General features: G+C 41.9%; 19 protein-coding genes. 3 read left to right on the top strand and 16 right to left on the bottom strand.

Features of this window, described 5'->3' with window-relative positions:
• Position 1: 1 nt before the first annotated feature.
• From sigB to G8O30_RS15265, 7 genes are all read right to left on the bottom strand, one after another.
• Positions 2–784: an RNA polymerase sigma factor SigB gene (gene sigB / locus G8O30_RS15295; RefSeq protein WP_239672880.1), complete on the bottom strand. Its 783-nt coding sequence runs from the start codon at positions 782–784 to the stop codon at positions 2–4.
• Positions 756–1,232, bottom strand: coding sequence for an anti-sigma B factor RsbW (gene rsbW, locus G8O30_RS15290; protein WP_239672879.1), 477 nt, complete (start codon positions 1,230–1,232; stop codon positions 756–758). The genes sigB and rsbW overlap by 29 nt, the downstream gene beginning before the upstream one ends.
• Positions 1,229–1,558, bottom strand: a complete 330-nt coding sequence (locus tag G8O30_RS15285) for an anti-sigma factor antagonist (protein ID WP_239672878.1) — start codon at positions 1,556–1,558, stop codon at positions 1,229–1,231. The genes rsbW and G8O30_RS15285 overlap by 4 nt, the downstream gene beginning before the upstream one ends.
• A gap of 63 nt (positions 1,559–1,621) precedes the next feature.
• The gene (locus G8O30_RS15280) at positions 1,622–2,626 is read right to left on the bottom strand and encodes a PP2C family protein-serine/threonine phosphatase (RefSeq protein ID WP_239672877.1); all 1,005 of its coding nucleotides are present in this window, start codon (positions 2,624–2,626) and stop codon (positions 1,622–1,624) included.
• Positions 2,627–2,637: 11 nt separating this feature from the next.
• The gene (locus tag G8O30_RS15275; RefSeq protein ID WP_239672876.1) at positions 2,638–3,039 is read right to left on the bottom strand and encodes an anti-sigma regulatory factor; all 402 of its coding nucleotides are present in this window, start codon (positions 3,037–3,039) and stop codon (positions 2,638–2,640) included.
• 4 nt (positions 3,040–3,043) lie between these two features.
• Positions 3,044–3,400 carry an STAS domain-containing protein gene (locus tag G8O30_RS15270; protein WP_239672875.1) on the bottom strand — a complete coding sequence of 119 codons (357 nt, stop codon included), beginning with the start codon at positions 3,398–3,400 and terminating at the stop codon, positions 3,044–3,046.
• The gene (locus G8O30_RS15265) at positions 3,397–4,215 is read right to left on the bottom strand and encodes an STAS domain-containing protein (RefSeq protein ID WP_239672874.1); all 819 of its coding nucleotides are present in this window, start codon (positions 4,213–4,215) and stop codon (positions 3,397–3,399) included. The genes G8O30_RS15270 and G8O30_RS15265 overlap by 4 nt, the downstream gene beginning before the upstream one ends.
• 140 nt (positions 4,216–4,355) lie before the next feature.
• Here G8O30_RS15265 and G8O30_RS15260 point away from each other — a divergent pair, with 140 nt between their 5' ends.
• On the top strand, positions 4,356–5,207 hold the full coding sequence (locus tag G8O30_RS15260; protein WP_239672873.1) for a hypothetical protein: 852 nt from the start codon (positions 4,356–4,358) through the stop codon (positions 5,205–5,207).
• Positions 5,208–5,216: 9 nt separating this feature from the next.
• Here the strand turns inward: G8O30_RS15260 and G8O30_RS15255 are convergent, their stop codons facing one another.
• From G8O30_RS15255 to acpS, 5 genes are all read right to left on the bottom strand, one after another.
• Positions 5,217–5,567 carry a type II toxin-antitoxin system PemK/MazF family toxin gene (locus G8O30_RS15255; RefSeq protein ID WP_239674578.1) on the bottom strand — a complete coding sequence of 117 codons (351 nt, stop codon included), beginning with the start codon at positions 5,565–5,567 and terminating at the stop codon, positions 5,217–5,219.
• Positions 5,568–5,571: 4 nt separating this feature from the next.
• The gene (locus tag G8O30_RS15250; RefSeq protein ID WP_239672872.1) at positions 5,572–5,853 is read right to left on the bottom strand and encodes a CopG family ribbon-helix-helix protein; all 282 of its coding nucleotides are present in this window, start codon (positions 5,851–5,853) and stop codon (positions 5,572–5,574) included.
• Positions 5,854–5,984: 131 nt separating this feature from the next.
• Positions 5,985–7,148, bottom strand: coding sequence for an alanine racemase (alr, locus tag G8O30_RS15245; protein ID WP_239672871.1), 1,164 nt, complete (start codon positions 7,146–7,148; stop codon positions 5,985–5,987).
• 59 nt (positions 7,149–7,207) lie between these two features.
• A complete protein-coding gene (locus tag G8O30_RS15240; RefSeq protein WP_239672870.1) occupies positions 7,208–8,224 on the bottom strand; it encodes a LolA family protein in 1,017 nt (338 codons plus the stop codon).
• A 279-nt stretch (positions 8,225–8,503) separates the two neighbouring features.
• Complete coding sequence (gene acpS, locus G8O30_RS15235; RefSeq protein WP_239672869.1) at positions 8,504–8,893, bottom strand: holo-ACP synthase; 390 nt, start codon at positions 8,891–8,893, stop codon at positions 8,504–8,506.
• A 45-nt stretch (positions 8,894–8,938) separates the two neighbouring features.
• Here acpS and G8O30_RS15230 point away from each other — a divergent pair, with 45 nt between their 5' ends.
• Entirely contained in the window at positions 8,939–9,541 is a 603-nt protein-coding gene (locus tag G8O30_RS15230) for a rhomboid family intramembrane serine protease (RefSeq protein WP_239672868.1), read from the top strand.
• 56 nt (positions 9,542–9,597) lie between these two features.
• Positions 9,598–9,747, top strand: a complete 150-nt coding sequence (locus G8O30_RS15225; protein ID WP_239672867.1) for a hypothetical protein — start codon at positions 9,598–9,600, stop codon at positions 9,745–9,747.
• A 13-nt stretch (positions 9,748–9,760) separates the two neighbouring features.
• On the opposite strand, the gene G8O30_RS15220 is transcribed toward G8O30_RS15225, so the two are convergent.
• From G8O30_RS15220 to uvsE, 4 genes are all read right to left on the bottom strand, one after another.
• Positions 9,761–10,474 carry an SDR family NAD(P)-dependent oxidoreductase gene (locus G8O30_RS15220; RefSeq protein WP_239672866.1) on the bottom strand — a complete coding sequence of 238 codons (714 nt, stop codon included), beginning with the start codon at positions 10,472–10,474 and terminating at the stop codon, positions 9,761–9,763.
• Positions 10,475–10,563: 89 nt separating this feature from the next.
• Positions 10,564–12,018 (bottom strand): PH domain-containing protein, encoded by a 1,455-nt coding sequence (locus G8O30_RS15215; protein WP_239672865.1) that lies wholly within the window; start codon positions 12,016–12,018, stop codon positions 10,564–10,566.
• On the bottom strand, positions 12,011–12,493 hold the full coding sequence (locus G8O30_RS15210) for a PH domain-containing protein (RefSeq protein WP_239672864.1): 483 nt from the start codon (positions 12,491–12,493) through the stop codon (positions 12,011–12,013). The genes G8O30_RS15215 and G8O30_RS15210 overlap by 8 nt, the downstream gene beginning before the upstream one ends.
• A gap of 46 nt (positions 12,494–12,539) precedes the next feature.
• Positions 12,540–13,502: a UV DNA damage repair endonuclease UvsE gene (gene uvsE / locus G8O30_RS15205; protein WP_239672863.1), complete on the bottom strand. Its 963-nt coding sequence runs from the start codon at positions 13,500–13,502 to the stop codon at positions 12,540–12,542.
• Between the last annotated feature and the right edge of the window lie 31 nt (positions 13,503–13,533).

Raw genomic sequence — 13,533 nt, 5'->3', positions numbered from 1 at the left:
ACTAACTTCCCTTCTCAGCTTGTATAGCTTGTTGCAGTTTTTGGATGGCTTTTCGTTGCAACCTTGAAACGTGCATTTGAGAAATATTTAGTTTTTCTCCCGTTTCTTTCTGGCTAAGTTGATCTAAAAACGTCAGTTGGATAACTTCTCTCTCTCTTTCTGTTAAAACATGAAGTACTCTTTCTAACACCATTCGTTGGTCTACTTTTTCAAAGTCATCATCGTTTTTCCCTACGATGTCTAGTAGCGTAACTGATCCACCTTCATCATCCGCATCAATAGAATGATCCATGGATAAAGCGTGATAGCTTTGGCCCATTTCCATGGCTTCTAGTATTTCTTCTTCTGTTGCTTCTAGGTACTCTGCAATTTCTTTAATTTGCGGAGAGCGCTGTAAGATTGTCGTGAGATTCTCTACCGCTGATTTAATTTTTGGACCTATTTCTTTAATACGACGAGGGACGTGTACACTCCATGTTTTATCCCGTAAGAAACGTTTGATTTCACCCATGATAGTAGGGATGGCAAAAGACTCAAATGATTTCCCCATGGTGACGTCATATCGCTTAATTGCCCCTAATAATCCAAGCATTCCAACTTGCTTCAAGTCTTCCGCATAGTACTTACCTTGTCCATATTTACGAGCAATAGAAACTACTAAAGGAGTATAATGAATCACTAGTTCATGCTGTGCTTGTTCTGTTTGATGCTCTTGTACTTCTTTAATCAGTTCGAGGACATATCTCTTCTTATCCTCAATCTGTGGTTGAGATTGGTTTGACATCTCTGTCCACCTGCTCTTTCTCGAGGTACTTCGTCATAAATACCGTTACACCATCATGTTGAAGTACTTTTACATCATCCATCAAGCTTTCAATCAAATACAGTCCCAATCCTCCTTCGCGAAGATTGTCCACCTGTTCATCTCCTTGATAAGGGCCTGTTTCCATCCTAGCTTGTTGGAAGTTAAAGCTTTCTCCATGATCTGTAACCATTACCTCTAGTTTATCTGTGTGGAGCGCAAAGCCAATTTGCACATCTCCAACATGATTAGAATAGGCGTGTTGAACGGCGTTAGTGATCGCTTCACTGACAGACACTTTAATATCTTCAATAGCTTCGTAAGAGAAACCCATTCGACTTGCTATACCCGATAACGTCAATCGAACAACACCTACATGCTCTGGTTTCGCAGGTATCTTCATTTCAATGTAATCGTAAGTCTCACTCATCTCTCTTCACCCTTTGCTGATGGTTTAATGTCCATGATGTCTGCTAAGCCTGTAATGGAAAATAAACGTTCAATCCTATCTGACACACCAACTAATTGAAACTTCTTATTGGTAGCAGTTACTTGTTTAAATGCACCGACTAATACCCCTAGACCAGTACTATCCATGTAACTAACATTGTGTAAATCTATTGTTAAATCCAATTCTTTCGTCCAATTTTTTTCTACAGTATCTTTTACTTGAGGAGCTGTGTAGACATCTACCTCACCAGAAATAAACACAGTTAATGCAGTCTCTTCTTTATTTATTGTTAACGAAAAGTTCATCGTTTCCACCTCGTATAGTTTCGGTATCTAGTTCTTTTTACCCCATACTGTTTCGCTTCAAACCTATTCTTCTTTTTTCATAACAATCAATGTAAAGTCATCACGAAGTTCGAAGTCTTGTAGTTTCTCTAAATCTTTATATATGTGATTTACTAGTTCCTGCGCAGGCAGGTGGAAGTACTTACGGATGTAGTGAATCACATCTTCACGCTCTAGGAATCCATCGTCTGTACGACATTCGGTTACACCATCGGAGAAAAGAATAATCATGTCTCCAGCTTCGAGTTTCTTTGAGTACGTCTCATAACGAACTCGTTTATTTACCCCTAGCAAGAGACCTTTAGCAGTTAAATCGTGAAATTCATCTTCTTCCGCATGGTAATAAAACCCTGGCTCATGACCTGCAGATGCGTAAAGGAAAGTTTCCATTTTTTGATTATACAATCCATAAATCATTGAGATAAACATATGACTATCAACATTTTGCTCTACTACTCTATTTAAACTTTGTAAAATATAGGCCGGAGAATGACGGTCGTCTGGTATACTGTCCATCGCGTATTTAATCATAGACATGCAAAGTGCAGCAGGAATACCCTTTCCAATAATATCTGCCACTGCAATACCCAATGCACCGTTACCATCTTCTATAAAATGATAGTAATCTCCGCTCATTTGTTTGGCAGGAACGCTAATGACACCAAGGTCTAGACCTTTTACATTTGGAATGTGGCTTTGCAAAAGAGATTGCTGCATATTTGCAGCTACTTCTAGCTCCGATCGAAGTTCTTTTTGCTTTGAACGTAAGCTTTGGTGTTCTTGATATGCAAGACCGTACCCCATCATAACTTCTAGCAATATATCAAATGAGTTTATAACGTGGCCTGATACTCCGGATTCTTGTAGAATCTGTTTATGAATAGAGATGATTTCTTCCGGAGAGATTTGGTGCTCGATAGATTGACGGCTAAACTTCTGCCCATCGTATAGCCCATTTTCACTCGGTTGTTCCATATATCGCTTTACCATTTCGGCGTACATCGCTTGCATTGACTCTTTAAAGTCCATGTTTTCTCCTCCTAGCGAAGCCATTTGGTCGCCTGGATCGTCGTTCCCTTTCCAAGATCCGATTCAATAGAGAACTCATCCATCAGTCGACGAACTCCAGGTAATCCGGCTCCTAGGCCTCCGGAAGTGGTAAACCCATCTTCCATGACTTTTCGCAAGTCACCAATTCCAGGACCTTTATCTATAGAAGCAACCATCATTCCTTTTTTGGTGGCTTGCTCTAGTTTTTGAATACAAATTTGTCCATCTTCTGCATATAAATAGATGTTTCTAGCTAACTCACTAATTGCAGTGGTAATCCTAGCTTGGTCAACCGTACCAAACCCAAGTTCTTTCGCTACATTTCGGCCTAGTTGGCGAGCCGCAACAATATCCCACTCGTTCATGATTTTCACGCAGGATCGCATTTCCATGCGGTTACTCCCCCAATTCCAAATGTAATTTCTCTAAGCCTTTTTCTAAATCTAGTGCTGTTAGAACGTTGTCTAAGTAAATACCAAGTTCAATCAATGTTATAGCGACAGCTGGTTGGATGCCAGTTAACACCACTTTCGCACCCATCAATCCAGACATGGAGATCACATCGCCGAGTACTTTTGCAATAAAAGAATCGATAACATCTACAGAGGTAACATCAATCACAACTCCTTTTGCGCTTGTTTCGTGAATTTTATTTAAAAGATCTTCTTGAAATTCTATCGCTGTCGCGTCATCAAGTTCCGTTTGGATAGAAATTAGTAAGCAGTCTTTTAGTTTTAAAATAGGTATCTTCATCTTCCATCCTCCATTACATCCACGATTTTACGATCTGTGTATTGTAATGCTTTCGCAATTCCTTTTCGCAAGTTACTTGTTGTTGTAATATCCGATAAATTAATGCCTAGTGTCACCATTGTTTGTGCGATTTCCGGGCGAATTCCGACTAACATACATTTACATCCGACAAGTCTAACGGCGCTCGCAGCTTGGATAATATGATGCGCGACCATCGTATCGACTACCGGGACACCTGTGATATCAATTAATACTACCTCTGATCGATGTTTCACAATCCCATTTAAAAGGTTTTCCATAATTAGTCTTGCACGTTCTGTGTCAATTGTTCCCACTAGAGGCATGACCGATATTCGATCAAACACCGGGATTACTGGTGCCGTTAGTTCTTGGAGTGCAATTTTTTGCAGGGAAACCGTTCGTTCCCACGCCTCGTCATAACGTTGGATAATTTGGTTAACCATCGGTGTCATCCATGTTTCAAATTTATCGAGGTAATCAAGTGTCGGTACTTCTTTTTTCATTTCTGTGTACGTTAATTTGCCAAGCGTTTGTAGACCAGTGATGACAAACGTTACTGGCCAACCAATTCGAACAACTCTTTCTGCAAAGTCATCGAGACGGACGTTAAAATCGTCTGAGTCTGTTAAATGCAGTACCACTAGATCAATAAATTCCACACTTGTTTTATAGAAAAGTTGGTCTGAGGCAGCTTGTACCACTCGCCCATCTCCAACTACTTTCATTTTATCAATCCACTCGTTCATAAACGTTTCTTTATGTTCTGTTATATATTTTGCAACTTGTAGGTACATCCCAGCATGTACTCCTTCCAATTATAAGAATGTATTTTTAGACATATTTTGTTCTATCTTATCAATTTTTGTATTTAAATCCTACTATGAGTCTGTTCCAGTAGTGGTGGAGATTGGTTTTGGGGTGTTTTTGCTGGGAATTGGGTGATTTTGTCGTAGTTTGGTCGCTTTTGCGGGAAGTTGGTCGCTTTTCTCGAAGTTCGGTCGCTTTTGCCGATGTTTGGTCGCTTTTCCCGAAGTTCGGTCGCTTTCGCCGAAGTTTGGTCGCTTTTCCCGAAGTTCGGTCGCTTTCGCCGAAGTTCGGTCGCTTTCGCCGAAGTTCGGTCGCTTTTCCCGAAGTTCGGTCGCTTTCGCCGAAGTTTGGTCGCTTTTCCCGAAGTTCGGTCGCTTTCGCCGAAGTTCGGTCGCTTTCGCCGGAGTTTGGTCGCTTTCGCCGAAGTTTGGTCGCTTTCGTGCGAGTTTGGTCGCTTTTCCCGAAGTTCGGTCGCTTTCGCCGGAGGTTGGTCGCTTTTCCCGAAGTTCGGTCGCTTTCGCCGGAGTTTGGTCGCTTTCGCCGAGATTCGGTCGCTTTTCCCGAAGTTCGGTCGCTTTCGCCGGAGGTTGGTCGCTTTTCCCGAAGTTCGGTCGCTTTCGCCCGAGTTTGGTCGCTTTTCCCGAAGTTCGGTCGCTTTCGCCGGAGTTTGGTCGCTTTCGCCGAAGTTTGGTCGCATTCGCCGAAGTTCGGTCACTTTCGCCGAAGTTTGGTCGCTTTTCCCGACTTCTGCTCACTTTTCGGCCGGATCTGCACATTTTTCCCCACTTCTGCTCACTTTCCGGCCGAGTCTGCTCACTTTCCGGCCGAGTCTGCACACTTTTTCCGATTTCTGCTCACTTTCCGGTCGAGTCTGCACACTATCTCTGTCTTCTGCTCACTTTCTGACCCGAGTCTGCACACTTTCCAGCCGAAGCTGCACCTTGGTCACGTACAAAAAGAAAAAACGTCTTATGAATAAGACGTTTGCTTAAAATTCTATGAGCCCAACACTTATTTGCAGAGCTTCGTCTACGCGCTCCATCATCTCGTCGTCGAGATGTGTGATTTTGTCCGTCAGACGCTGTTTGTCAATGGTTCGAATTTGCTCCAATAGGATTACCGAGTCACGTTCAAACTTATAACGTTTCGCATCGATTTCGACATGTGTAGGTAACTTTGCTTTTTGGATTTGTGCGGTGATTGCAGCTACGATAACAGTCGGACTAAACCGATTCCCGATGTCGTTCTGGATGACCAAAACCGGCCGGACGCCACCTTGCTCGGAGCCAACAACAGGCGATAGATCTGCAAAATACACGTCACCACGCTTCACCATCAGAGTTTTACCCTCCGCTTACTAAGCGTTCAACAGTATGTTCTGCTTCGAACTCCGCTTGAAGTGCTTCAGAAGCAATCTCCAAGTTAATTTTCGCCATTTCCATATATCCTCGTCTCATCGTTTCACGGATTTGACGCTTTTTTCTCTCTCGAAGATATACCTTCGCAGCACGATAAATAAACTCACTACGATTGACGTTTTCTTGCTCCGCAAAACCATCCAATTCGGCTAAGAAATGTTGCGGTAATTGAATAAGCACTTCCGTTTTTGCGCTAGATTCAGACACAAATGACACCTCCACCATCGCTACAAACCGATTCTTTATACCTCCTCTATCATACCATGATAAAGTTGGGGTGAAAAGAACCTTTCCGCATTCTTTCCCTATTATCCTCCATTTGACATGGTCTTTATACCTTATTTTAGTAAAGGGTTGATGACTTTCGTATCTTTTCCCTCTCTAAAATAACGCCTTGGAACTCGGGAGGAGATAATACACGGAATCTCGTATTGTATTGTCTCGGACTTCGCAGCGACTTCTCCCATGCTAATTTGCTCGGTTCCTTGTTTTCCAACCAAGGTAACTTGTGTCCCTAAAGGATATTCTGTCGGTAACAAAATCATACATTGATCCATGCAAATTCTTCCAACAATCTCACACCTCACACCACCCACTAACACGTCAGCACCTTGTAGACGACGTAACCAACCGTCTGCGTAGCCGATAGGGATGGTTCCTATCCATGCCGCTTCCTTCGTGTGATACGTTGAGCCATAACTGACTGGTTCACCCGCTTCCACTTTTTTTACATGAATTAAACGAGAATGTAAGGAGAAACTTTCTGCTACACCTGCTGGCATTTCGTTCTTCATTTCTTCAGATGGAAGCAAACCATACATCGCAATGCCTACTCGTACCATGTTCGTAGGGTCGTCTGGAATTTTAATCGTAGCTCCACTGTTAGAATGATGAATGTATTTCGGCTTTTTAGGCAACGCCTCTACATACTGTACAAATTTATCCCGTTGTTCTAACATAAATGATTGATCGTCTTCATCCGCTTTCGCAAAGTGCGTAAACACACCATCTAACTCGATACCTTTATGACTTTCAATCCAATCCGTCATCGCCAAGAATTCTTCCATCGTTCGGACGCCAAGACGTGCCATTCCGGTATCGATTTTCACATGAACTTTTACCGGGATGGATGAATCCAACCATCCTTCCGCTTCCACCAACCAATCTTGCCTAAAAACAGTTAACGTTAATTTATTCTTTTGTGCTAAAGGAACGTCTTGCGGTCTCGAGGCACCAAGCACCAAAATTGGGTGAGTAATTCCCCCGTTTCGAAGCACTAAAGCTTCATCAATAAAAGCAACCGCTAAGCCACCCACTCCACTTCGGATAGCACTCTCTGCTACTTCTACCGCACCATGCCCGTAACCGTTTGCCTTAACCACCGCAAAAATCTCTTTCCCTTTAGGCAATGTATTTTTTATTGAAATGATATTTTGTTCTATTTGTGTAAGGTCTATATCTACCCACGTATCTCGGTAAAAAAGATTGTTTTTCTGCTCCATGGCTAGATCCTTCTTTCTTTTCCATAATAAAAGTAGGCTCCCCTAGGAGCCTACTTTTATTATTTTACCATGTGACCTTGAACAGAGCGAGCAATCATTACCATCTCATCAGGCGTTAGGTTTGTAGAAGCTACCATGTAGTCTACTCCGTCATACGTCCAAGTGATAGAACGATCTGTTACTGCAGCAACTGTGAATCCAAGATCTACTACTTCACCATTCATGTTTGTTGGTGCAAAAGAAGATGTAGCTACTACTTCTGAACGCTCTTGTACAACTGTATATGATTTCTCATCTCCACCGTACGTCAATACTACGCGCTCGCCGTTTTCAGTTTTCACTGTTTTTTCCTCAATTAATGTTACACCAGCAATTTCAGCTGTAGGATATTTCACCGCAAACTCTTCTTCAGGCGTTGCTGTTACTGGCATGTTTTCTAATTGAGCACCTGTCATGTTCTTTTGCATGTCGAAGTCGCCTTCTTCAAACTTTGCGTCCCACTCGAACTTCGAGAATTCCACTTTCACTACTTCGTTTCGGTCTGTGTCCATTACCACAACTGATTGTGGGCTTAGATCTTTTTTATTGAAAGTAATTGTTTGTGTAGGTAGCATCTTGTTATGTTGATAGCGAGTTTTCGTTTCGAAAGCATACGCTTCTTCTGTTGGCTTGAACGTTGCTTCTGCATCTTCTGTGATATCTTTAACTAGAGATTCTAGAAGATATGCTTGAGAGCTGTTTTCTGGCCACTCGCTTTGGAATTTAAAGCTTTTGTTTAATGTTGGTGTTAAAACAAAAACACCTTCATCATTTTTTAAGATCATTTGGCTTTGTTGTTTCGCATCGTTTTTCAGGTGTACGCGATAGTAAGATGGAGAGTTATGCCATACTTCTACTTCATATGTCTGCGCTTCTTCTCCCATTTGAAGAGTCATTGTCGCAGTTGCTTTATACCCTTTCATCTCTGTTACTTTTTCTGTAAGGTCTTTCTGTACATCCGCCTGTGTCTTTTGGCCACACGCTGCTAATGCTAGAACTAAAATTAGCGAAAAAGCCATAACTAACCATTTTTTCATCTGTGTCCAACCCCTTTTTTTGGTCTCGTATCACGTTGCTTGAAACGAAGCATGTGGCGTACACACCTTGTCTCACTCTCGCAATATGAATATATGAGACAACCTTTCGTGATATTCTAAAAGGGACAAGATTTTTTAAAAATGTTAAACAGATGATTAATTTCTGCCGCGGCTTAACGCACCCCTTACGCTCTTCTATCTTGGCAAGCTTCAGGGGTGCAACCGCTCGGGAAACTCCATAAGCCCTCCGGTGGTTGGAGAGCTACCTCCTCAGGCTTCTCAAGTTTCCTGCCGCGGCTTAACGCACCCCTTACGCTCTTCTATTATCACTTGCGCCATCGCATAGTGTAGACTATGAGTAATAGATACGTGTGCTACCTGGCTTTCTGGATGCGGACCTGTTATCTCCGGCTTACCTGATGGTAGTTTGGTTATTTCGATATCTTGAAAAGAACAATGCTCACCGATGCCGGTTCCCAGTGCTTTAGAGTATGCTTCTTTTGCAGCGAATCGACCTGCTACCCATTCTGCTCTTCTTCTATTAGTAGTAGTTGGCATCATCTCTTTTTCCTTTGGTGTAAGTATTCTATCGATAAAAGAAGGTTTTCTTGTAAGTAATGATTCCATACGATCTATTTCTGTCATATCTATTCCTAAGCCAATAATCATTTCCCTTGTCCTTTCATACTATTATTTATATTAGGAGGTTTTGCCATGTTTATTCGAAATGAACGATTAAATGAGTTTACCAGATGGTACCCGGTAGTAACTGCCATCGTCATCGTCCATGTTATTACGTTTCTTTTAACCGATATTCCTTTTCTAGAAAATCCTTGGATGTTTCGAATGTTTGCAGGGACAAACCTTTACATTGAACTAGGAGAATGGTGGAGATTAATCACTCCGATCTTCCTTCACAGCGGTTTCGGACACTTTATTTTCAACACATTTTCACTAGTCATCTTCGCTCCGCCTTTAGAGAGAGCACTTGGTAAAGGACGTTTTATTCTCACTTACTTAGGCACAGGAATTATTGCCAATGTCATGACGTTTTTCGCTGAGGGTCCTATGTATACGCACGTTGGATCTAGTGGAGCCATCTATGGTTTATTAGGCGTCTACTTAGCCGTCATTCTTTTTGCTAAACACTTAATTCCGCGCCACTCTTCTCAGACGGTTCTACCAATTTTAGCACTTGGTTTCATTATGACGTTTATTCAACCACAAATAAACATTATTGCGCACGTTGGTGGGTGTATTATTGGACTTGCATTCGGATATTTCTGGATTCAACGAAACAAATTACATTTTTACTAAGAAACCGTCATGCCAATTGCTCCTTCTAGCATAAGTTGGACTAGGAGGGGATCTTCATGCTTGGTGGTGTATTGGTTGTTTCATTTGCATCTCTTTTAATTTTCGCTGGTGCGATTGGGTTTATCTTAGCCATTCGTAAACCTTTGGATGTCGAAAGTGCTCATCGTGTAGACCCTGTGCCAGATAAAAAGAACTCAAGTGACTAGTCACTTGAGTTTTTTAATGCTCATAGATCATCTTTCTTGTCATTCCACCGTCCACCGTTAAATTAATACCGTTCACAAAGTTATTTTCCTTATCCGCTAAATATTCCACTGCTTTTGCAATATCCACAGGCTTTCCTACTCGTTTAGACAAATGTTGCTCATGGTCGATATCTCGTAATTGACTGTAGTCTCCCGTTTCAATCCATCCAGGTGAAATAGCATTGACCGTAATCTTGTCATCGGCAAGGGATGCTGCTAGTGCATGCGTTAACGCAACAATCCCGCCTTTCGTTGCCGCATATGCCTCCGAGTTTGGTTCCGACATAGACGCTCTCGTCGAAGCAATGTTTATAATCGCTCCGCCGTGACCTTTCATCTTTTTCGCGACTTCTTGCGATCCAAAAAATACACTGCTCAAATTTGTCTGCAGCACGTCGTTCCACTCTTCCTCCGTCATATCTTCTAGAGGTGTGAAGCGAGAAACACCAGCATTATTAACCAGGACATCGATTTGCCCAAACTTCTTCTCCGCTTCCTCTATAAAATGAGCTATTTGCTTTTGTTTTCTTACGTCTGTTTGGATAAACAAGTAATGATTACTCTCTTTTATATCACTTTGGTGCTGGATGTCTGCAGCCGCTACGTTCCAACCCTTTTCTAGAAAATAATTGACCAATCCTCTACCAATTCCGTTGGTTCCACCAGTTATTAAAATCGTTTTTGGCATATGAATCCCCTTTTTATCTTTTTTACTACTATAGCCTATTAAACAAAAAAGAAACCATTCAGAGAGCTTATCTCCCCGAATGGTTTCGTTTATTTTTTCGGTACGTACCACTCTAACATTTCTTTCGCCCTATCTGAAGAAAGGTCTCTCACTACTCCACGAGATGCAGCCATACCAGATTTCACGAAGAGCTGTAGATGTGTGACATCTGCTCTTTTCTGAAAAATAGACTGCACCACTTTCATGGATTGGACGCGTTTACGAATTGTCCATAACGTATGCTCTTGAACACCTCGGAAACGCACAATAATATCACCCTCACCAATGTAACTTCCTGCAGACTCATATTGTTTAAACCCAAGAAAAACCGCAAATGGAACGAGAATTAATGTCCATAATCCTTGCCACTGAAGAATACTTACCGCCACAATGATTGGGATAAGAGTCAACAACACCATACGGATGATGTAGCGAATTCGCACTTCTTTCGGCAACGATTGTACTTGTGTGTCCAGTGACACCTGTGGAAATAGGTGTCTCACTAGTTCCACCGCTTGCTTTTCTTTAACAATCGGAAAGAGCGCGAAACCTGGCATTAGCGAATCCATTTTCACATTACCTGCACTCTCCAAAATAACCGTTACAAACCCAAACGGTGCTCGTATCGGACTTTTCACCATACGAATCGCTTGAATTCGGTCCATTGGAATCGTCCACTGTTTCTTTTCTAGCAGACCACTTTCAATAATGAGATCTCGATCCACCTGTGTGACACGGTAGTTAGCATAACGAAACATGGTGATGACGACAGAGGCGGCCCAGGCACTAAACAATCCAAACAACACTAGAATACTGATAAGCAAGGTTGCCGATTGGATAATCCCTCCTATTCGTTCGTATACCACTTCGTATGGTATCAACTCTTCAAATTGAGAGAGAAATGCAAATACCGTCGCAATGACGATTCCAATTCCACCCGACGTAGATGCCATGATGAATAGTTCTTGCGGATTCATCACAAAGAAAGGCTTCGGTTTCGGTACTTCTACTTCTACTTCTACTTCGGACTCTTCCTCGATTTTCTCTTTTCGCCTCATAAGCTCTTTTTTTAATTGCTTTGCTTGCTCTCGAGTAATAGCTGTTAATTCAGCCTCTGCTTTATTGGCAATAGCTCCTCCAGAAGATGCGGTCTCCACTTTTACAAGTACTAATCCGAAAGATCTGTGAAGGAGTCCTTCCGTTTCATCTAAACTTTGTATTCTTTCCACCGGGATATAGCGTTTTTTCTTCACGAAAAGACCGTGTTCGATACGAAGCTCATCCTCTTCTACCCAGTAGACAAATCGTTTCCATTGAATAATCCCTGATATTAGAATGTAAATAAAAATAGCTAACCATATGTAATTCACGACAATTCCAAAGATTCCTGGTGGACCACCAGTGTTCCCTGCAAAGAAACCAATTAGGATAGGAACGATTAACTCTTTTAAGTTCTTTAGACTTAAATAAACTGCGGAAATTGGATGAAGACGTTGTTTACTCATTTCGATTCTCCGTCTTGATCCAATTGGAAATCCATTGGCGCAATGTTTCTGCTTCTGCTTCCTCTAATGCCGGAATCTCATGCTGAGTTGCTGCTGTAGATATCTCTACAGACGCTAAGTGAAACTTTCGTAAAATCGGCCCTTGCATCGTGTCTACATGTTGTACGCGAATTAGCGGAATTAGGGTTTGCGTTTTAATAAATAATCCTTGTTGAATTAGAAGGTCTTCTCCTCTAATCTCGTACCGCCAACGTTTGTAGCGCAAAGTTGGTATAGCGTAGATCGTGAAGAATGCTACTACAAGTGCAAGTGCAAGAGCACCAATAAAGAACCATACAGAGATTTTCTCTGCCCAAAACACGAAATACACTGATACTCCTACCGGAATAAGTGAAGCTAACGTAAAAAGCGCTCCATAAATTCTCCAAACGGTTAATGCCTTTTGACTAATTTTTTCTCTAGGTATTGAAAGCATGTTCATCCCCCTCTCCCAACTATACGTTTGGGTTGTGACTAGAGTTTCATTTTACCTGAAAAACAGCTGGTGTTACCCATTCAATGCCTTCTTTCTTTTTTAGTTCATCGCAAAGTGCAAAAAGAGCGAGATCTTTGTCTTTCGCTTCGATCATGCAGTCGACTTGTTTGACCGAACCTTTTATCTTTTGGATAAAGGCCCAGAAGACTTCTGCATCCACTAAGTCAGCATGTGCGCGAGGGTCTTTTTCTGAACGGGGACTAGACATGTGAATCTTTAACGGCAGTTCAGAGAATTTCCACGTATCCACCATTCGATCCCAGTGCTGAAACCAATCTTCGTTCTCGTGGTACACCATATGGTGATGTAAATCAAATACGAGCGGAAGTCCTAACTTCTCACATAAATATAATGCGTCTTCTACGTTATATGTTGTATCATCGTTTTCTAGCATAATCATTCGTTGTAAATCTCTTGGTAACAAGCCGAAGTTGTGTATGTACCGCTCAAGTGTTTTTTCTTTATCCGCGTAACTTCCCCCAACATGAAGTACGCAACGGTGATCAAGAGGTATCTCCATAGCTTCGAGTAACTTTTTGTGCATCGTCAAGCTTTCTGCAGAGCTTTTGAAGATGTCTTTATCCGAAGTCGTAAAGACGATGAAATGATCAGGGTGGAAATCAATGCGCATATTATGTTCTCTACTCAGGTTTCCAAGTTCCTTTAGGTCGTCTTTGATTGGGCGGAGGTAATTCCAATCTGGAAGTCCGGGGTGATTCGCAAGCGGGATGAGCCTAGAGCTCAAGCGAAAGAATTGAATGCCGTTTGCTACATTATGGCGCAGCAATCTTATGCAGTTTTGAATATTCTTTTTCGCTATCCGTTCTAACTTTCTTCTAGCCGCCTCCTCATCTGCAATTTGCTGATATTGTTTATATGTCATCGTTTGAGAAGGAGATGCTCCCACCAACTCCTTACTCATCGCAACGTATCCTAAACGAACAATCATGTCGACACATCCTTTATTGTGATGGTTATAG

This window comes from Mangrovibacillus cuniculi (assembly GCF_015482585.1).
GTDB lineage: Bacteria > Bacillota > Bacilli > Bacillales > R1DC41 > Mangrovibacillus > Mangrovibacillus cuniculi.
This window is presented reverse-complemented; position numbering and strand designations above follow the sequence as displayed.

Excerpts from the sequence above, each read along its gene's own strand:
- G8O30_RS15280 (WP_239672877.1), bottom strand. The coding sequence starts at position 2,626 with ATGGACTTTAAAGAGTCAATGCAAGCGATGTACGCCGAAATGGTAAAG.
- G8O30_RS15270 (WP_239672875.1), bottom strand. The coding sequence starts at position 3,400 with ATGAAGATACCTATTTTAAAACTAAAAGACTGCTTACTAATTTCTATC.
- G8O30_RS15210 (WP_239672864.1), bottom strand. The coding sequence starts at position 12,493 with ATGCTTTCAATACCTAGAGAAAAAATTAGTCAAAAGGCATTAACCGTT.
- G8O30_RS15265 (WP_239672874.1), bottom strand. The coding sequence starts at position 4,215 with ATGTACCTACAAGTTGCAAAATATATAACAGAACATAAAGAAACGTTT.
- G8O30_RS15230 (WP_239672868.1), top strand. The coding sequence starts at position 8,939 with ATGTTTATTCGAAATGAACGATTAAATGAGTTTACCAGATGGTACCCG.
- G8O30_RS15220 (WP_239672866.1), bottom strand. The coding sequence starts at position 10,474 with ATGCCAAAAACGATTTTAATAACTGGTGGAACCAACGGAATTGGTAGA.
- G8O30_RS15275 (WP_239672876.1), bottom strand. The coding sequence starts at position 3,039 with ATGGAAATGCGATCCTGCGTGAAAATCATGAACGAGTGGGATATTGTT.
- uvsE (WP_239672863.1), bottom strand. The coding sequence starts at position 13,502 with ATGATTGTTCGTTTAGGATACGTTGCGATGAGTAAGGAGTTGGTGGGA.
- G8O30_RS15225 (WP_239672867.1), top strand. The coding sequence starts at position 9,598 with ATGCTTGGTGGTGTATTGGTTGTTTCATTTGCATCTCTTTTAATTTTC.
- rsbW (WP_239672879.1), bottom strand. The coding sequence starts at position 1,232 with ATGAGTGAGACTTACGATTACATTGAAATGAAGATACCTGCGAAACCA.
- G8O30_RS15285 (WP_239672878.1), bottom strand. The coding sequence starts at position 1,558 with ATGAACTTTTCGTTAACAATAAATAAAGAAGAGACTGCATTAACTGTG.
- sigB (WP_239672880.1), bottom strand. The coding sequence starts at position 784 with ATGTCAAACCAATCTCAACCACAGATTGAGGATAAGAAGAGATATGTC.
- G8O30_RS15240 (WP_239672870.1), bottom strand. The coding sequence starts at position 8,224 with ATGAAAAAATGGTTAGTTATGGCTTTTTCGCTAATTTTAGTTCTAGCA.
- alr (WP_239672871.1), bottom strand. The coding sequence starts at position 7,148 with ATGGAGCAGAAAAACAATCTTTTTTACCGAGATACGTGGGTAGATATA.
- acpS (WP_239672869.1), bottom strand. The coding sequence starts at position 8,893 with ATGATTATTGGCTTAGGAATAGATATGACAGAAATAGATCGTATGGAA.
- G8O30_RS15215 (WP_239672865.1), bottom strand. The coding sequence starts at position 12,018 with ATGAGTAAACAACGTCTTCATCCAATTTCCGCAGTTTATTTAAGTCTA.